Origin of the sequence: Microbacterium sp. NPDC089321, from assembly GCF_040684935.1 — a bacterium.
Taxonomy (GTDB): domain Bacteria; phylum Actinomycetota; class Actinomycetes; order Actinomycetales; family Microbacteriaceae; genus Microbacterium.
In genome coordinates this window covers 684,563-702,688 of record NZ_JBFBGX010000001.1, presented here as the reverse complement: position 1 = coordinate 702,688, position 18,126 = coordinate 684,563, and the positions used below count along the sequence as shown (strand labels likewise).

Below are 18,126 nucleotides of genomic sequence, written 5' to 3'. Positions count from 1 at the left end.
TCATGATCGCGCATGGGTCAGACACGGCGCCCGCGGACGTGGTCGTGGTCTCGCCGACCGGTACGCGGCGGCGGAGCTGCATCCGGGTCTCGGTGCAGAGAGCCGCACCGGCGCGGAACGAGACGTGTCTGACGGGTCTCAGGGGCCAGAAGCGCCGGGAGGCAGTTCGGTCATAGAGCCGACGCGAGCGCTGGTCCGCTCCCGGCGGCTCCGAATGCGGTAGTCGAGCGCCACCGGTGAGACGGGGCGGTCGACGGCGAAGGCGCCGGTGCGCACGATGTCGGCTCCCAGTTCGGTCAGCGCTTCGGCGATGCGGTCGACCCGCTCGGGCGAGGACTGCTCTGGTCGTGCCGTGTGGGCTCGCCGCAGCATCGTACCGATCGTGTTGACGTCGGCGATCAGCGTGCGGGCGTTGCCCTGCACGTCGACGCCGGGGGTGACGACGGTCGCGTCGGGATGCGAGTAGAACACGCACGTGTCGATGAAGGGCAGCTCGCCGACCCGCGGGTTCAGATACGCGTGCAGGCGCGATGCTCCGACGCGCACCTGGCGGGCAGGCGAAGAGGTTCCCGCCTCGACCCGCAGGCCGATCGACGCATCGTCGCGCTGGCGCAGATGAACGGAGAACGGCGGGGTCAGCTGCTTCTCGTCGAACATCGCCGCGAAGGGAGCGGCGAGCTGCGAGGGCCGGGTGCCGTCGAAGACGAGCCCGTTCCAGTACTTGCTGTCGATGACGAGCACGGTGTTGTCGGTGACGACGACGTGGTCGATCTGGGCGCAGAACGACCGGTCGGGCGAGGCGATGGCGAACACGACATTGGTGGCGACGATCGCGTTCAGCGAGGCTGCCTCGCATGCCTTCACGAGCGTCTCGCGCGAGTTGAGCTCCCACCGCATGCCGCGCGCCGCGAGGTGCAGTGCGCGGTCGCGCAGCGCATCGCTCGCGGCCTGGCCTGCGTGCAGCGCCATGACCTGCTGCTGGTGATCGGCGGCGACCGCGGCGAGGTGCTGTTCGTGCCGTTGTGAATCTTCAGCCCGCTGCGCCTGCCATTTGCGGCGCTGCCGCCGGTACAGCACCAGCGCCACCAGCAGCAGCAGAACGAGGGCCAGCGCCACCGCGTACGTCGTCGTCGTGTCCACGCCCCGAGTAAAGCAGCATTCGCCGACGTTTCCGAGCCTCGAGTAGACACGCGTAGATCCGTGTCCTTCCTCGGACCGGTGGATGGTTGACTGCCCTCATGCATTCCGACACTGAAGTCGATACCGCTGCGGCACGAAGACCGGCCTGGATCTCTCTGGTCGTCGGCATCGTGGCATCCGTCGTTCTGCTCTTCCCGTCGTGGGTGGGAGGCGGCCGGCTGCCGCTGCAGAACCTGTGGCACGAGCAGACGATGCCGGAAGACATGCCGTTCTCGCTGCTGCCGCTGAGTCAGTACTACGCGCTGAGCATCTTCGTCATGCTGCTGCTCGGCGGTGTGGTCGCCGGGCTTGTGGTGCGGATGCTGAGGGCGCGCGCCTGGCCGGCGGCGCTCGGCGTGCTGCTCGTGCACCTGATCGTGACGGCGCAGAGCTTCGCGGTGCTGGCGAACGGCCTCGGTATCGCCGACGGCTCGGCCCGACCGCGCGAGATGCTCTATTTCGGAGGGATGCTCGGCGGCGTGCTGGTCGGGCTGCTGCTGGCGCAGGTCGGATGCTGGATGGCATCGCGCCCCGCGGTGCCGCTGCCCGCGCTCGCCGTCGCGCTCGCTGCGGTGCCGGTGCGCAGCTGGATCAGCTTCATGATCGCGTCGTTCAACCCGATCACCGGCTATCCGCAGGAGGTCGGGATGGTGCTGCGCTGGGTGCCCGCGGTGATTGTCGCGGCGGCGCTGATCTGGTGCGGTGTGCGTCCGCTCTCGCGGCTGGTGGTGTGGGTGGTCGGCCTGCTCGCGCTGTGGGTGCTGCCCGCGGTGTTCACGGCTCTCAGCTACGCGCTCGGGATGCGGGTGCTCGACGGTGACGTGGGGGAGATGGCGCAGGCTGCGGCACAGGTGTTCCCGATGGCGCTCGGGGTGGAGGTGTGGCCGGTGGGGGTGGCGGTGGTGCTTGCGGTGGTTGGGACAGTGGTGCGGATGCTCGCGGAACGGCCTCGAGGCGCGGGTGCCCCGAACGGCGAATCGTAGGCTGAAGCGGTGCCGCAGACATCATTCCGCTTCGCGATGCCGAACGCAGTTCGGATCACCGGGCGATCTTCGTCGATTACGAACTCGTTTGTGAACGGCATAGTCCCGATCATCCGGCCAAGCGACACCGAGATCGACGAGGCACTTGAAGTCCTGGGCATGTCGGCCGAAGTGGTCTGCGCATACTGCGGCGACCGAGCCACGGAGTGGGACCACCTCCGGCCGCTTGTGCAGAACCAGCGCCCGACCGGCTACATACACGAGATCCATAATCTCGTGCCCGCTTGCGGGAAGTGCAATCAGAGTAAGGGCAACAAACCTTGGCGTGACTGGATGTTTGGCCCGGCACGGCTATCGCCGAAAGCAAGAGGGGTTCCCGACATCGAAGCTCGCGCGGAAGCGCTCGAACGCTACGAGTCATGGACACGACCGACGCAGGTGGACTTCGCCGGAATCGTCGGAGAGGAACTGTGGGAGCAGCACTGGGCCAATCATCGTGCCCTGCTGCGTCAGATGCGCGCTGCGGAAGAGGTCGTTGAGCAAATCAGAGCCCGGATCTCGGCCAGGATTGAAGAGGCCGTTGAGCCACGCCTGACAGCCGACCCCGACGAATCCACTCAACTCGAGTAGCGCCGAAGCTGCGCTCGCAACTCCTCGTCACACACGTACACATACGTCCCCAACATGCCCCGCGTCAGCAGCACCCCGTAGATGTTCCGGATGAACACGAGCAGGTCGTCATCGCCGAACGCGTCTTTGAGGTGCCCGGTGTTCTCCTTGCCCTTCTTGTCGCGGTATGCCTCGCGATCAGCGACGATCGCCCCATCTGCACCAACACGCAGATCGGGCCCGATGATCACGCCGGCGTAGTTCAGGTCGTATCCCTGCACGGTGTGGATCGAGCCGACCTCCTCCAGTGATCCGGGAGCGTTGATCCAGTCTTTGTCGGTGCTGTTCCAGCGCATCCGCTCGCCGTCGATCTCGATGTCGAACGCCGAGGGATCGCGGCGCGACACCCAGTCCCAGGCATACCCTGCGACGAGGCGTGACAGCCCGACCTCGCGGTCGCGACCTCGTATCGCGCGACGCATCTCGCCGAGGTCGTCGAAGAAGCGCAGGTCGTAATCCCCGAGGTCCGGTCTTTTCGCATGCTCGTCGCGAAGAATCGCACGGATGTACTCGACATAATCCGCACCGGCGCGCACCCGCATCTGCGTGGTCAGCCGGAAGTGGCGGTGCGAGTCCTTGGCATACCGAAGCTCCTGTTCGAGAGTCGCCGGCGCGAGGTCGTGCGGCCGAACACTCTGCGCCCCATCGACGAGCAGCAACTGGTGGCGGCTGCGCTCCTTGATCCAGTCGAGCTGGGTGCGCGTCGGGTCGTCCCAGCCGTACAGCTCCTCGTTGATCTCGCGGAACTTTTTGTTCTGCGCGCCCGACGCCTGATTCGCGCGCTGATTCAGACGGTGCGTCTCGTCGACCAGGATCAGGTCGAACATGGCATCCGATTGGCCGACCTGGAAAGGCGTGAGGACCATCGCCGGGTCGAGTTTCGGCGTCTTCTTGAACACCTGCCGCACCGACTGCCGCAGCGACTGCTGGGGGATCACGAGGGCCATCTTCAGTTCGCGCAGCAGCTCGCGGTTCTCGGTGGTGAAGAACTCGGCGAACATCGAGTCGGGTTCGATGTCGTCGTGATTCTGGTAGTCGCGGATGTCGGCGAGCAGCTTCATCAGGAAGATCGCGATGATCGTCTTGCCCGTGCCAGGGTCGCCCTGCACGACGAGTGTCGAGCGGGCATCGGGATGCTGCAGATCGGCCAGCAGACCCTCGACGATGTCTTCGATCGCGATGGCCTGGTCGTCGGTGAGAGCTTTGAACGGCGAGAGCTTGAAGAGGTCGCTGTTCTCGATCTGAGGGATGTTGCGGCTGAACAGGCCCTCAGCGCGCAGCGCCTCGAAGACGTCGCGGAACGACTCGCGGTAGATGTCGCGGTCGTAGTAGCGCGCGTCGCTGAGGCCGTCGTTGCCGTTCAGGATGCTGTACTGACCGTCACCGTGGAACCAGCGGATCAGGTGCGATTCGAGGTCGAGGCAGACGGATTTGTTGAAGCGCTCGCCGATGACGACGCGGATCGACTCGAGACCTTCGTGTTTCTTCGAGCCAGCGAGGTGCTGCCGCATTCGGGAAGCCGCATTCACCGTCTCGCCGACATACAGCTTCTTGCTCCGGCTCGAACTGTCGAGCACGTACACGACCGGCCAGTCGGTGTGCTGCGCATCGCTGCGTCCCCACGCGTCGACGTGCTGTCGCTCGAACGGGAGTCGCTCGATGCTGAACTCGGTCATGGGTGCAGATCCGTGTACTTCGTGATGCGGCCCTTGGACAGATCGACTGGGTACTTCGCGCGCGTCTTCTCAAGCTTGCTCAGCACGATCTCGTCGATGTCGACCCCGAGCCGCGTCGCCATCTGGAAGCAGTAGGTGAGCACATCGGCGAGCTCCTCTTGTACCCGCGTCTGGTCGGGCGTCTGCCCCCACTGGAACAGTTCGAGCAGCTCTGCCGACTCGATCGAGATGGACTTCGCGAGGTTCTCAGGCGTGTGGAACTGATCCCACTCGCGCTCGACAGCGAAGTCGCGGAGGGCCTGCAGCGTTGCGGCGGACGGCATGGGGAGAACGTAGCAGGGGCAGCCTACCCGCGCGCGTCGAGTATGAGACGTACTTGGGCCAGCGCATCTGCAACGGGCACGTGCTCCCAGATGCGCACCACCTTCCAACCGGCGCTTTCGAGGAGGCTGTCGTTCCTGCGATCACGTTCGACGTTCTTCAGCAGTTTCGGTGACCAGTAGCCTTCGTTGACCTTCGGGTGGCTGCCGTGAAGCGGGCAGCAGTGCCAGAAGCACCCGTCAACAAAAATCGCCACGCGTCGGCGGGTGAAGACAACATCCGGTCGTACGCGTCCGCCGTCGAGGTCGAGTCGGAGATCACAGCGGTACCGGTACCCAGCCCGGTGCAGCGCAGAGCGGAGAATCAGCTCCGGCTTGGTGTCACGCCGCCGATTCGCTTGCATATTCCGACGGCGGCCGTCCGAGGGCGCCGTCTGAGCTTGCGCCGCTCGATCTCGGGTAGCGGGCGGAATCATGTGTCGATGGTAGAGCGGTCGCTCGTCGGTTGGCTGAGTGTCCGGCGCTCCATCGGACCAGTGTCTGTAGCCCGGCTTACGATGGCGGGGTGAGTGATGTGGACTTTGGCGTCGTTGAGGTGTGCGCGGGCGCCGGTGGGCAGTCTCTTGGCCTGCATAAGGCGGGCTTCACCCATCGACTAGCGGTCGAAATTGATGAGACGGCGGCCGACACCCTACGCAACAACCTCGACGTCCCGGTCGTTATTGGCGATGTTGCCGATCCGGACTTGTGGGACCCTCTCGACTACGAGGGCGTTGATCTGTTCGCCGGCGGAGTACCGTGCCCGCCGTTCTCCGCCGCGGGGAAACAGCTCGGCACATCTGATGAGCGGGATCTCTTCGCGTGGGCCATCGAGCAGGTCTCTGTGCTTCGTCCTCGCGCAGTGATGCTCGAAAACGTCCGAGGCCTTTCCGCGCCGCGCTTTGCGGCATACCGGCAGCGCGTGCTTGATCGCCTTCTCGAGCTTGGCTACGTAGGCGAGTGGCAGTTGCTTCACGCGGCTGACTTCGGCGTTCCGCAGTTGCGACCGCGCTTCGTGCTCGTCGCAATGCCCGCAGACGATATGCGCTACTTCCATTGGCCGGAACCTAATGCGGGCCCACGAGTGACCGTCGGTGACGCCTTGCATGATCTCATGGCGGCGGATGGCTGGAAGTACGCAGATGCTTGGCGCGACGCCGCAAACGATGTGGGGCCGACTCTTGTCGGAGGTAGCAAGAAGCATGGTGGAGCAGACCTAGGGCCGACCCGGGCGAAGGCCGGTTGGGCGAAACTCCATGTTGACGGCCGCGGGATCGCGGACATGGCTCCAAACCGGAAGTCGCTGTCTTTCCGTACGACGCCCCCGCGTCTGACGATCGAGATGGCAGCCCGAGTTCAGGGCTGGAAGGCTGAGGACAATTACCGATTCTCCGGACGGAAGACGTCACAATATCGGCAGATCGGCAACGCCTTCCCGCCTCCCGTTGCTGAGGCAGTGGGACGGAGCATCCGCGCCGCCATCACGCGGGAGAGTTTCCCCAGGACGGTTGAGCCAGGGGTTCTGGAGGTGCACGACCCCGTCTACCGCGCGCTTGCTACCAGCGAGCGACCACTGAGTCTCGCTGAGCTAATTGACGCGTACAACGAGGGGAGCGAGGCCGCTGTCCAGCAAAGGCTCGCTGCCATCGGCCGTGACTTCGAGTTGCGTCGAATCGACGATAACGGCGTGGAGCGCTATCTCCTCGGGCAGTTCAAGGGGTTCACAGGGCAGGCAGATCACTGGCGACACGAGATCGTGACCCGCTTCCGGAACCGCGTGAGCTGAAGTGCCTTCATTGCTCGACGCGTGGCGACCCGACCCGCTGGATGGCGAGACCGACGTAGAAGTGGTTCGCGTTTTCAACGCATTCAGAACCGCGGATCCGAACGGAACGCGACTGGGCAAGCTTATGCGCCGTACTCTCGATCAGCTCTACGACGGCCAGCGCACGGGGCGGTATTCCTGGGAGCAACTACACAAAACGGAGCGCACACACTATGGCACGCTCTTCGAGATCAACATGCGTCGCGAATTTGACGATGTAATCGACGAGCCCGAAGAACGCCAGAAACTCGACTATCGAGTGGCGGGGATCGATGTTGACTGCAAGTTCTCTCAGCGGATGAACGGTTGGATGATCCCCCCGGAAGCAATCGGGCACGTTCTTGTCGTGGGCTATGTGAGCGATCGCGACAGTGAGTTTGCGTTTGGCGTCGTTCGAGCGGCTCCGGGTCACTGCAATGTAGGAAACAACCGCGACGCGAAGGTGACTTTGAATCGCGCTGGGCGTGATGCCGTTCGCTGGATCGAGCGGCCCGGAGACCTACCGCCCAACGTACTGCTCCAGTGCGATGAGCAGACGCTCCGCGACATCTTTCAGCCTCGTTCAGGGCAAAGGCGAGTCAACGAGCTGCTGCGTCGCGTGACTGGACAGCGGATCGGGAGGAACACGATCGCGACGGTCGCCCAGCAGGACGACTTCATGAAGCGAGTGCGAGCCAACGGCGGTGCACGCACGGCGCTGCGAGACCAGGGGTACGTCATCCTCGGTGGGGACTATGCAAGGCACCGTGAGGTAGCTGCCAGTCTTGGCGGGCCGATTCCGCAGCCAGGGGAAGTTGTCAGCCTGCGCGTTGTGCCGGCGGAGGCGGGCGCTACCTTCGCAGTCAGCATAGACGGCGTGTACTGGCGTACCGCGCGCGACTCGGAAGTGTGCGTGGATCCAGCACCCGAGGTGGGTTTTAAGTAACTGCACACCGGGCTCATGGCCGCTCATCCGCATAACCCATGCGGATGAGTGGCCATGAGCGAACGATTGGGTGTCGCAAGAGTGCGCCAAAGTCGGGCCACGCGTCCTCGCCGAGATTGAGACAGACATCAGGCGCAAGGTCGTCCCCGGACACCGCATCTGGCAAGGAAAGCAAGGCGATCCGCGTGATCGACGAGTCTGCTCTGCGTACCCTCCAGTCAGTCCAGGTGGATCGCCCATTCAGGCCGCACACGGACAGGTAAAGGTCGCGCGGGAGTTGGCAGCCCCCCATTCGCTTAGCCTCTGATACCAGTCGGTGGCGCCGAGATGAACGCAGGCTATCGCTACGAGGACACCCGTCCAGAGGTTCTCAGCAGTCACGCCTGTGACGCCCGCCAGCTGCAGCACTTTGGCCAGAGCGCGGAAATAGTCGTGGTCACCCACAAGCCTCACATGATCCGTCCCGAGGTGCGTAGCTTCAGCGATGATGTCCGCCTCGACGTCAGCCTGCGTGCGCGTGTTCCCAGACCGCATAACGACCAGCCTTGCAAGATCAGCGGGGCCGGGTTGCGCATTCGGAAGTTGACCGAACGGAAACTTGCTCAACTTCAATCCGTACTGGTGGCGATCGTTCGCGACACGAAGCGGCGCGACGGAAGCGGCTAGCACATACGCATCCTCGCGCGCCTTGGAGGTATCGAGCCACGCCCCGCTTCGCAGCGATGAACGGGCGTAGGCTTCCATAACCCACTCGATGAGGTCACCAGCGATGATGAGGACATCCATTATCGCGTCGTGGTTCTTTGACTCGATCACGTTGGCGGGATATCTAAGAGTTGGGCTCGTGAATGGATCATAGTCAATATCGATCATGAACCGTACGCCGCGCAGGTTGCGTCGCTCAGCTATTCTTGCGGCATCAAGCACAACAGGTTTGCCGCCCACTCCCGCGATAAGCAAGACATCCTCGTCGTTGACGTGTCGTTTCACAAGGAGGTGATCATCGTCGCCCTCAACGACGAGAATTAGCGTGCGAACGTTTTGGCGGGCCAAGGCGACTGTGTTGTAGAAGGTGTTCGCGTTGAGCGCTGACCTCATACGAAAGGTTCCTCTGCTGGCCCGAGCGGGTAAGCCTGATCCCACGCGTCGTTGATGATCTGAGGAGAATGGGTTGCGACGAGGAAGCGGAAGTCCGCGAGCGCTGCTATCTTCTGCACGTCTGGGATGAATGCTAGTTGCCACACGACGTGCAGGGATATCTCGGGTTCATCGATCAGAACGAGTGCGCCTTCTCGGACGTTGAAGAGCAGGTCGAACATCAGGATGATCTCGTGTTGTTCTCCAGACGAAAGCGAGTTGAGGTCGATGAGGCGGTCGTCGTCCAGATGCTTGACGGACAAACCATCCTTCGCCGTGACTTCCAGCCTTTTTCGGAGCAAGCGGGAGTTGATGACCTCCTCCAAAAGCTCAATCTTCTCGAGCAGGGTCCGGAACGGCGCAAGCTTCGCCTCAGCATCGTCCAGGTACAGGTCGAGCAGGCGCAGCTCGAAAGGATCGAGATCCTTGTCGGGCAACGACAGCGCATCGGCAAGGTCTACCGAGGCGACTCGTCCGAGACGGCTACGGAACTTGTTCTGAGACTCGTAACGTTCGCGTACTGACTCGGCGTCCACCGCTTCACTCGAAGCCGCAAGCACCCTGTTGGGAAAGTCCCGATCTCGCTGCTGCGTGATTGTCGAGTGCTCCGTCTGAGCTTCGTTCACAAGGCTCCGCATCTTGGCAGCGTGCTCAGCGATCTTGGAAGTGTGTTCCGGCCTGCGCCCGTGCCGGTTAGGGAAGCCTCGAGACTCCATAGCTTGCTCGATTCGAAGACGCTGTGTTTCGATGAGGTAACTAGAGTTATGCGCGGCGAATGTTCGGAATGCCGTTGGTATCTTCAAACTTCCTCGCCGACCATTGGCCGGATGACGGCGCTGCAATTCATCGAGGGTGACGAGCTCGCCATCTCGCTGGTCCTCCCATAACTCGCCATCACCGTAGGGGCGCCATGGTGTGTTCTCGATGAACCATTCTTCAAAGGAGTCACCGTTGTAGTCCCATTTCTCCGCGTGCTTTCCGTTAAGCGAAAGTTGAAAGCGCAGTCGACGTCGGCGGGAGCGCTTGTCGCTCAATACGGGGAGGTCCTTGCCTTCGACGCGGAGCACGGTGCCGTCGGAATACGTGAGAGTAGCCGATTCGAAAGGCATACGAGAGAGTCTCGTCGCGTCCAAGCGCGACATATAGTGAATAATCTCTAGAAACTTCGTCTTCCCGACGCCGTTTGGTCCGTATACGATCAGAAAATCTTGCGCAGCCGGGAAGGTCACCTGGTGGTAGTACTCGCCGAGGACATTTGTCGCTTCGGCATGGATGAGGTTCAGGTTCGTATCGAGCACGGGTCCACTATGTCAGGATTTGCGATTCGGCGGACGACAAGCGGCGCGGTTTTACAGATCTCACCCCAAGTTCTCGCCGGATCGCCCACGGGATCGCATGCTTCCGGCGTCGGCGCGTCGAAGCTATCCCCGTTGGGAGCGGAAGCGCACGGGACGAGGGCGTCAGTGAAGATCGCCTCGGATCTGAGAGTCGGCACGCAGAGTGTGACCATTGCCGCGCCAAGCTCGAGTTGAGGTCTGTGCCGAAAGGCCGCGGCGACTATGTAGTTTCGGAATCTTGAGAGCGTGATCGTCTCGGTGAACACGCGGTCGCGACCCGCGTGCGAGGCGCATGGGCGAAATCGTTGGTCGCTCGTCTCACCTAGAACCCACCGCTCAACCGCCCGTGGAACGCCCCGCTCGTGGCATCCATCCCGACGATCTCGACCGTCTTCCCGTACGCCGCGTACTTCGTCTCGATCGCATCCAGCGCGGCGACGGTCGACGCGTCCCATACGTGCGACTTCGACAGGTCGATCACGACCCGAGCGGGGTCCACCGAGTAAGAGAACAGCGTCGTGAGGTCGTTGCTCGACGCGAAGAACAGCCCGCCTTCCACGACGTACCGGGCGACACCGTCCGACTCAGACCGCGTCACGTCGACCACGTGCGCGACCCGGCGCACGAACAGCACCGACGCGACCAGCACTCCTCCGACGACGCCGACGGCGAGGTTGTGGGTGAGCAGCACGAGCACCACGGTCGAGACCATTACGAACGTCTCGCTCTTCGGCATCCGCTTGAGGGTCGACGGGCGCACGCTGTGCCAGTCGAACGCTCCGATCGCGACCATGATCATCACCGCGACCAGCGCCGCCATCGGGATCGTCGCGACGAAGTCGCCGAACACGACGACGAGAAGAAACAGGAAGACGCCGGCGCAGAACGTCGAGATGCGGGTGCGCGCCCCTGACTCCTTCACGTTGATCATCGTCTGGCCGATGACCGCGCATCCGCCCATGCCGCCGAACGCACCAGACAGGATGTTCGCAACACCCTGCGCCCAGGCCTCGCGGGTCTTGCGCGAGTGCGTGTCGGTGATCTCATCGACCAGCTTGGCGGTGAGCAGCGATTCGAGCAGACCCACTACCGCCACGGCGAGCGCGAACGGCGCGATGATCGTGAACGTCTCCCACGTCAGCGGCACGTCGGGCACGAACAGCGACGGCAGGCTGCGCGGCAGCTCACCCTGATCGCCCACGGTCGGCACGCCGATCGTGAACGCCAGCACGACACCGGTCACGATCACGACCGACACGAGCGGCGCAGGCACGACCCGCGTCAGCCGCGGCATCACGATCATGACGGCGATTCCCAGCGCGACCAGCGGGTAGACCATCCACGGCACGCCGATCAGCTGAGGGAACTGCGAGCTGAACACGAAGATCGCCAGCGCGTTCACGAACCCGACCATCACGCTGCGGGGGATGAAGCGCATCAGCTTCGCGACCCCCAGCACTCCGAGGATCACCTGGAACACCCCGGCGAGGATCACCGTCGCGATGAAGTAGTCGATGCCGTACGTCGGCGCGACGGGCGCGATCACCAGCGCCACCGCACCGGTCGCCGCGGTGACCATCGCCGGCCGACCGCCGAGGAAGGCGATCGACACCGCCATGATGAAAGACGAGAACAGCCCCACCTTCGGGTCGACTCCGGCGATCACCGAGAACGCGATCGCCTCGGGGATCAGCGCGAGCCCGACCACGAGTCCGGCGAGCACCTCGCGGGTCAGCATCCGGGGGTTCTTCAGCGCCGTCAGCACAGAGGGGTTGGCCCGATAGCGGGCACGGTCGTCGCCGGTCATGACAGACATGGATGCTCCAAGGGCAAGGTTCCTCAGAAAAGAGGCAGACGTTCCAGGGTAGAGCGGTGAAGCGGATGCCGCACCCCGCGGCGACGTTCAGGCCAGGCTCATTACAGATCCCGACGAACTAGGCTTGTCCCAAGGTCGAAGCTGACCCAGAACGACCGCCGAAGGGGACGATCAGTCATGGCGCACAACGTCGAATCCGCTGAACTCCGGGACATCATCGAGACGCTCGACGCCGAGGTGAGGCCGGCCGTCGAGAGCCTGATCGGCCGGCTCGATGCGGTGGATCTCGCTGAGCGCGAGCCACGCGATGTGGTCGGCGCCGCCGTCTCGATGCACGCCCTCGCGGCGCGGAGGCAGCGGGGCGAGACCCACGTCTCGGTCTTCACTCCGACGCTGAGCGAGCACGGCTGGACCTCGCGCCGCACGATCGTCGACATCTGCACCGACGACGCGCCCTTCCTCGTCGACTCGATCACCGCCGCGATCGCAGGTCAAGGCCTCGCGGTGCACCTTCTTCTCCACCCGCTGGTCTCGGTGCGTCGCGGCGACGACGGAGAGCTTCTCGAGACGGATGCCCACGGCGGCGAGCTCGAATCGTGGATGCACCTCGAGGTCGATCGCGTTCCCACCGACGAGGGCCGCGACGCGCTGAGGCAGAAGCTCGAGGGCGTGCTCGGCGACGTGCACGCCGCGGTCAACGACTGGACCGCCATGCGCCGCGCCTGCCTCGACCTCGTCACCGACCTGCGCACCGAGCCGCCCGCCACGGCCGACCCCGCCCACATCGGCCCCGCGATCGACTTCTTCAGCTGGCTCGCCGACGACAACTTCACCTTCCTCGGCTACCGCGAATACCTGCTCGAGACCCAGAACTGCGAAGACGTGCTGGTGCCCGTGGCAGGGTCGGGCCTGGGCATCCTGCGCAAACCCACCACGGCTGTCGCCCACCTGCGCCCCGAGGCGCAGCGCACCGCCCGCGAGCCGCGCCTGCTCACGATCACCAAGGCCAACTCGCGCGCCACCGTGCACCGCGACGTCTACCTCGACTACGTCGGCGCGCGCATGTTCGACGACGCCGGCAACGTGATCGGCGAGCGCCGCTTCCTCGGCCTGTTCACCTCCGGCGCCTACGCCGCCTCGGTCACGACCCTGCCGATCGCCGCCGACAAGGTGCGCGCCGTGCTCAAGGCATCCGGATTCTCGCCGATGTCGCACTCGGGCAAAGACCTGCTGCAGATCCTCGAGCAGTACCCTCGCGACGAGCTGTTCCAGGACTCGGTCGAGCACCTGCTGAAGATCGTCACCGAGGTCACCCGCCTGAACGAGCGCCGCCGCGCCCGCACCTTCCTGCGGCGCGACGAGTTCGGCCGCTTCGTCTCTGCCCTCGTCTACCTGCCGAAAGACCGGTACAACACCCCCGTTCGCCTGCGGATCGAGGCCGTGCTGCGCGAGGTGTTCGGCGCCGAGCACGTCGATCACGCCACGCGCGTCGTCGACTCCCCGCTCGCCCAGCTGCACTTCATCGTGCGCGTGCCCCGCGGCACATCGCTGCCCGACGTCGACGAAGACGAGGTGCAGGCGAAGCTCGCCGACGCGGTGCGAGGGTGGGACGAAGGGCTGGTGGATGCCCTGCACCACGCCCACGGCGATGACGAAGCCGCACGCCTGCTGGCCGACTACGGCCAGTCATTCCCCGCCGTCTACAAAGAGACGGTCACGCCCGAAGAGGCTGTCGACGACGTCGAGCTGCTCGAGAAGCTGCGCGACCAGGAGTTCGCGGTGCGCCTCAACGTGCCCGAGAAGGACATCCCCGGCAAGCGCGTGCTCACCCTCGTCTCGCACCGCGAGTACCCGCTGACCCGCGTGCTGCCTGTGCTCACCGACCTCGGCGTCGACGTCGTCGACGAGCGCCCGTACAGCGTCACGATGCCCGACGGCACCACCTGCCACGTCAGCGACTTCGGCCTCACCGCCGAGGGCATCGACCGCTGGACCGACCCCGCCTGGGGTGCCGTGTTCGAAGACGCCTTCACCGCCGCATGGACGGGCGCCGCCGAGAGCGACCGGCTCAACACCCTCGTGCTGCAGGGAGACCTCGACTGGCGCCGCATCGTCATCCTGCGCGCCATCGCCATGTACCTGCGCCAGAGCGGGTCGGCGTTCTCGGTCGAGTACATCGAGAACGCGCTCGTCGCGAACCCGGCGATCGCCACCACCCTCGTGCGCCTGTTCGAGCTGCGCTTCGACCCCGCTGTCGAGGGCGACCGCGACGCGCAGGCCGAGGCGGTCGAGGCTGAGCTGCTCGAGGCGCTCGATCAGGTCGCGAGCCTCGACGATGACCGCATCCTGCGCTCGATCGCCGGCGTCATCACCGCGACGTGGCGCACGAACTTCTATCAGACGGCATCCGACGGCTCTCCCAAGCCGTGGGTGTCGATGAAGCTCGACTGCGCGCGCGTTCCGGGCCTTCCCAAGCCCCTGCCGATGGCCGAGATCTGGGTGTACTCGCCCGAGGTCGAGGGCGTGCACCTGCGCTTCGGCAAGGTCGCCCGCGGCGGCCTGCGCTGGAGCGACCGCCGCGAGGACTTCCGCACCGAGGTGCTGGGTCTGGTCAAGGCGCAGATGGTGAAGAACGCCGTGATCGTGCCGACCGGATCGAAGGGCGGGTTCTACGCCAAGCGCCTGCCGTCGCCGTCCGACCGCGGCGCGTGGCTCGAGGCCGGCAAGGCGGCGTACCGCACCTTCATCCGCGGCCTGCTCGACATCACCGACAACCGCGTCGGCGCCGACATCGTGCCTCCGGCCGACGTCGTTCGGCACGACGGCGACGACCCCTACCTCGTCGTCGCCGCAGACAAGGGCACCGCCTCGTTCTCCGACATCGCCAACGGCATCTCGGAGGAGTACGGGTTCTGGCTGGCGGATGCCTTCGCCTCGGGCGGCTCGGCAGGTTACGACCACAAGGGCATGGGCATCACCGCCCGCGGCGCGTGGGAGTCGGTCAAGCGGCACTTCCGCGAGATGGGCGTCGACACCCAGACCGAGGACTTCACGGTCGTCGGCATCGGCGACATGTCTGGCGACGTGTTCGGCAACGGGATGCTGCGGTCGCGGCACATCCGTCTCGTCGCGGCGTTCGATCACCGCCACGTCTTCATCGACCCGAATCCGGATGCCGAGGCGACCTTCGTCGAGCGCGAGCGCCTCTTCGCCCTGCCAGGGTCGTCGTGGGACGACTTCGACCGCAGCATCATGTCACCAGGCGGCGGGGTGTTCCCGCTGTCGATGAAGTCGATCCCGATCACTCCCGAGATCGCCGAGGCGTTCGGCCTCGACCCCTCGGTGCAGAAGCTCACCCCTCTCGAGCTGAAGAAGGCGATGCTGCTCGCGCCCGTCGACCTGCTCTGGAACGGCGCCATCGGCACCTACATCAAGGCGAGCGATGAGACGGATGCCGAGGTCGGCGACCGCGGCAACGACGCGGTGCGCGTGAACGGCCGCGACCTGCGCCTGAAGGTCGTCGGCGAGGGGGGCAACCTCGGCGTGACCCAGCGCGGACGCATCGAGGCGGCGCAGTCGGGCATCCGGATCAACACCGACGCGATCGACAACTCCGCCGGCGTCGGCACCAGCGACCGCGAGGTCAACATCAAGATCCTGCTCGGCATCCTCGAGCGCGACGGCCGGCTCGACCGTGAGGCGCGCAACGAGCTGCTGCAGTCGATGACCGACGAGGTCGCGGTGCAGGTGCTGCGCGACAACTACGAGCAGAACGTGCTGCTCGGCAACTCGCGGGCCAACGCCGTGGTCATGCTGCCCGTGCACGAGCGGCTGATGGAGTGGCTCGAAGAGCGCGATGAGCTCGACCGCGAACTCGAGTTCCTGCCCAGCCGTGCCGAGGTGGCCGACCGCATCGCCGAGCAGCAGGGCCTCACCCGCCCCGAGTTCTCGGTGCTGGTCGCCTACGCGAAGCTGGCGCTGAAGACCGACCTCGCGGCAACAGGCCTGGCCGGCGACCCGTGGTTCGAGCGCACCCTTGCCGAGTACTTCCCTGAGCCGATCCGCCGCGCCTACGCCGACGATCTGGATGCCCACCCGCTGCGCACCGAGATCATCGTCAACTCGGTCGTGAACTCGATGGTCAACCGCGGCGGCATCACGTTCGCCTATCGGGCGGCCGACGAGACCGGGGCGTCGAGCGAAGACATCGCGCGCGCCTACGTCGCGGTGCGCGAGATCTTCGACCTTCGCGGCTTCGTCGTCGCCGTCGAGGCGACCGACAACGTCGTCTCGACCGAGGTGCAGACCAGCCTGTATCTGACGTTCCGCCGGCTGCTCGACCGCGCCACCCGCTGGTTCGTGCAGCACCGGCCCGACGGTGTCGACATCGGCGCCGAGATCGAGCTGTTCACCGAGCCCGTCACGCACCTGTCGGCCAACATCGACCGGTGGATGCAGGGCGTCGACCTCGAGCGCTTCGAGTCGCGCACCCGCGAGCTGCAGGAGGCCGGCGTCTCGCTCGAGCTCGCCCGCCGCGGTGCCGGCCTGCTCGACGTGCTCTCGCTGCTCGACATCGCCGAGTGCGCCCGCACCCACGGCTGGACTCTCGAAGGAGTCGCCGGGCTCTACTTCGCCCTCTCCGCCCGCCTGTCGTTCGAGCAGACGCTGACGAAGATCACCGCGCTGCCGCAGACCGACCGGTGGGGATCGATGGCGCGGGCGAGCATGCGCGACGACCTCTACGCCGTGATGATCGAGCTGACCGCGACGGTCGCCGCGTCGACCGATGACGGCACGGCCGAGGAGCGGATCGACGCCTGGCTCAAACAGGGCGGAGCCTCGACCCGGCGCACCGTCGACGAGGCGATCGCCGCGGCGACCGCACAGGACGGCGAGGGCCTCGCGACCCTCTCGGTCGCGGTGCGGAGGCTGCGCTCACTCGTGCGCTGAAGCATGGTTCGCGCGTCAGGTGAGACGTGCACCATCCTCTCGTCGAATGGCACGCGCGCTCAGCCCGTATACGGTCATGAGTGTTCGGTCCATCGTCGAAAGCGATCGAAAGCCGCTTGCCGTGGCCACGTCCTCAAGCGGCATGGTGTGGTGATCGCGGATGAGCAGGAGCGCACGCTGCGCGCGCGACCGGCGGATCTCTCGCGCTGGACTCAGCCCGTGTCGCTCGTACAGGCGCCCTAGCGTCCGACGCGAGACGCTGCTTCGGGCGGCGAGTTCATCGACGTCGAAATCGGGGTCCCTCGAACACTGTTCCACGACTTGCTGTGCAGACCACACCGCCGTGCCGGAACGCTTGTCGGCGACGGACGCTCTGGTCAGCGCTCGCGCGACAGCTTGCGTGAGATCTCTCAGCACGTCCGTCTGCTCATCGGACACGGGGGAACGGGAGACGAGCCCGTAGAGGCACGCATAGCCGGCGCGGAAGACGCCTGCATCCGGATCGATATCGCCGATGTTCGACGGCGTGAGGGCGTAGGGAGCGATCTCCCGGCGGTCGAAGGTGAAGAGGATGCCTTCGCAATCTGCACTGCTTCGGATGATCACCGATCCCCGGCCGGGGGACACGATGCAGATCCCGCGTCCTGGAGAGACCCGCTGACCCGCCGCGCCTTCGACGACGACCGAGCCGTGGTTGACGAAGACGAGCATGTATCGCGTCTGAGCTGATGCCCGTTGTCTCAGCCATTCGACACTGAGCGCCTGCGAACGCACGTGAGCAACGAAGAAGGCGTCGAAACGGATCGCGTTCATCTCGAGGAGACGCGGGTCGCCGCCACGCACGCGCAGGCCCGCGCCGGCGAGGAAGGCGCTGATCCACTCCGCGCGAAGCGCCGAACCCGAGTGGCGATAGCGCCGGTGCTCGGCAAGCCCCTGCCACCCTTCAGGGCCTGGAGGGGAATCGAGCTCGCTGAACGTCTTCATGACGCAACTCGGCGCTCACTGCCGGCGGGCCACGGTGAGGCGTTCCGGCCAAGGGCGACGGTGGGGAATCCGTGTCGTTCGTGCATCATGTCGGCGCTCCCTTGTTCAGCGAGGTGCCGGTCGCGAGGTGCGGCCTCGGTGACCCAAAAGTAGGACGTCAGAGGGGATGGCGAGCCGGATTGGCGCAAATCGTGCGATCAGGGCGGCGGGTCGCGGGGATCGCGTGCATCACGCCCGCAGGAGATGAGACGAACGCACGTCGCGCGATACGCGGTTGGGGTGCGCT

The 18,126-nt window shown here is 65.2% G+C and carries 13 protein-coding genes; 5 read left to right on the top strand and 8 right to left on the bottom strand.

Annotation, left to right across the window (positions count from 1 at the left end; all coding sequences use genetic code 11):
• Positions 1–138: 138 nt before the first annotated feature.
• Positions 139–1,140, bottom strand: coding sequence for a nuclease-related domain-containing protein (locus tag AB0N59_RS03275; RefSeq protein WP_363478662.1), 1,002 nt, complete (start codon positions 1,138–1,140; stop codon positions 139–141).
• 98 nt (positions 1,141–1,238) lie between these two features.
• On the opposite strand from AB0N59_RS03275, the gene AB0N59_RS03270 reads away from it, so the two are divergent.
• Both AB0N59_RS03270 and AB0N59_RS03265 read left to right on the top strand, forming a co-directional pair.
• Positions 1,239–2,162 (top strand): hypothetical protein, encoded by a 924-nt coding sequence (locus AB0N59_RS03270; RefSeq protein WP_363478659.1) that lies wholly within the window; start codon positions 1,239–1,241, stop codon positions 2,160–2,162.
• Between the two features lie 9 nt (positions 2,163–2,171).
• Positions 2,172–2,792: an HNH endonuclease gene (locus tag AB0N59_RS03265; RefSeq protein WP_363478656.1), complete on the top strand. Its 621-nt coding sequence runs from the start codon at positions 2,172–2,174 to the stop codon at positions 2,790–2,792.
• Here AB0N59_RS03265 and AB0N59_RS03260 read toward each other — a convergent pair.
• The 3 genes from AB0N59_RS03260 to AB0N59_RS03250 are packed head-to-tail and all read right to left on the bottom strand — an operon-like array spanning position 2,780 to position 5,303.
• Positions 2,780–4,507, bottom strand: coding sequence for a DNA/RNA helicase domain-containing protein (locus AB0N59_RS03260; RefSeq protein WP_363478653.1), 1,728 nt, complete (start codon positions 4,505–4,507; stop codon positions 2,780–2,782). The genes AB0N59_RS03265 and AB0N59_RS03260 overlap by 13 nt on opposite strands.
• The gene (locus AB0N59_RS03255; protein ID WP_363478650.1) at positions 4,504–4,830 is read right to left on the bottom strand and encodes a nucleotide pyrophosphohydrolase; all 327 of its coding nucleotides are present in this window, start codon (positions 4,828–4,830) and stop codon (positions 4,504–4,506) included. The genes AB0N59_RS03260 and AB0N59_RS03255 overlap by 4 nt, the downstream gene beginning before the upstream one ends.
• 23 nt (positions 4,831–4,853) lie before the next feature.
• Complete coding sequence (locus AB0N59_RS03250; protein WP_363478647.1) at positions 4,854–5,303, bottom strand: very short patch repair endonuclease; 450 nt, start codon at positions 5,301–5,303, stop codon at positions 4,854–4,856.
• Between the two features lie 89 nt (positions 5,304–5,392).
• Here AB0N59_RS03250 and dcm point away from each other — a divergent pair, with 89 nt between their 5' ends.
• On the top strand, positions 5,393–6,652 hold the full coding sequence (gene dcm / locus AB0N59_RS03245) for a DNA (cytosine-5-)-methyltransferase (RefSeq protein WP_363478644.1): 1,260 nt from the start codon (positions 5,393–5,395) through the stop codon (positions 6,650–6,652).
• 10 nt (positions 6,653–6,662) lie between these two features.
• Entirely contained in the window at positions 6,663–7,616 is a 954-nt protein-coding gene (locus tag AB0N59_RS03240) for a NaeI family type II restriction endonuclease (protein ID WP_363478641.1), read from the top strand.
• Positions 7,617–7,856: 240 nt separating this feature from the next.
• Here the strand turns inward: AB0N59_RS03240 and AB0N59_RS03235 are convergent, their stop codons facing one another.
• From AB0N59_RS03235 to AB0N59_RS03225, 3 genes are all read right to left on the bottom strand, one after another.
• A complete protein-coding gene (locus AB0N59_RS03235; RefSeq protein WP_363478638.1) occupies positions 7,857–8,714 on the bottom strand; it encodes a hypothetical protein in 858 nt (285 codons plus the stop codon).
• Complete coding sequence (locus AB0N59_RS03230; protein ID WP_363478635.1) at positions 8,711–10,051, bottom strand: AAA family ATPase; 1,341 nt, start codon at positions 10,049–10,051, stop codon at positions 8,711–8,713. The genes AB0N59_RS03235 and AB0N59_RS03230 overlap by 4 nt, the downstream gene beginning before the upstream one ends.
• 361 nt (positions 10,052–10,412) lie before the next feature.
• Positions 10,413–11,906, bottom strand: coding sequence for a SulP family inorganic anion transporter (locus AB0N59_RS03225; RefSeq protein ID WP_363478632.1), 1,494 nt, complete (start codon positions 11,904–11,906; stop codon positions 10,413–10,415).
• A gap of 177 nt (positions 11,907–12,083) precedes the next feature.
• Here AB0N59_RS03225 and AB0N59_RS03220 point away from each other — a divergent pair, with 177 nt between their 5' ends.
• Positions 12,084–16,856, top strand: coding sequence for an NAD-glutamate dehydrogenase (locus AB0N59_RS03220; protein WP_363478629.1), 4,773 nt, complete (start codon positions 12,084–12,086; stop codon positions 16,854–16,856).
• Between the two features lie 15 nt (positions 16,857–16,871).
• Here the strand turns inward: AB0N59_RS03220 and AB0N59_RS03215 are convergent, their stop codons facing one another.
• A complete protein-coding gene (locus tag AB0N59_RS03215; RefSeq protein WP_363478626.1) occupies positions 16,872–17,840 on the bottom strand; it encodes a helix-turn-helix domain-containing protein in 969 nt (322 codons plus the stop codon).
• Positions 17,841–18,126: the final 286 nt, after the last annotated feature.

Bases quoted from the DNA above. Each gene is read 5' to 3' on its own strand.
- AB0N59_RS03220 (WP_363478629.1), top strand. From the start codon at position 12,084: ATGGCGCACAACGTCGAATCCGCTGAACTCCGGGACATCATCGAGACG.
- AB0N59_RS03270 (WP_363478659.1), top strand. From the start codon at position 1,239: ATGCATTCCGACACTGAAGTCGATACCGCTGCGGCACGAAGACCGGCC.
- AB0N59_RS03235 (WP_363478638.1), bottom strand. From the start codon at position 8,714: ATGAGGTCAGCGCTCAACGCGAACACCTTCTACAACACAGTCGCCTTG.
- AB0N59_RS03260 (WP_363478653.1), bottom strand. From the start codon at position 4,507: ATGACCGAGTTCAGCATCGAGCGACTCCCGTTCGAGCGACAGCACGTC.
- AB0N59_RS03215 (WP_363478626.1), bottom strand. From the start codon at position 17,840: ATGAAGACGTTCAGCGAGCTCGATTCCCCTCCAGGCCCTGAAGGGTGG.
- AB0N59_RS03225 (WP_363478632.1), bottom strand. From the start codon at position 11,906: ATGTCTGTCATGACCGGCGACGACCGTGCCCGCTATCGGGCCAACCCC.
- AB0N59_RS03255 (WP_363478650.1), bottom strand. From the start codon at position 4,830: ATGCCGTCCGCCGCAACGCTGCAGGCCCTCCGCGACTTCGCTGTCGAG.
- AB0N59_RS03250 (WP_363478647.1), bottom strand. From the start codon at position 5,303: ATGATTCCGCCCGCTACCCGAGATCGAGCGGCGCAAGCTCAGACGGCG.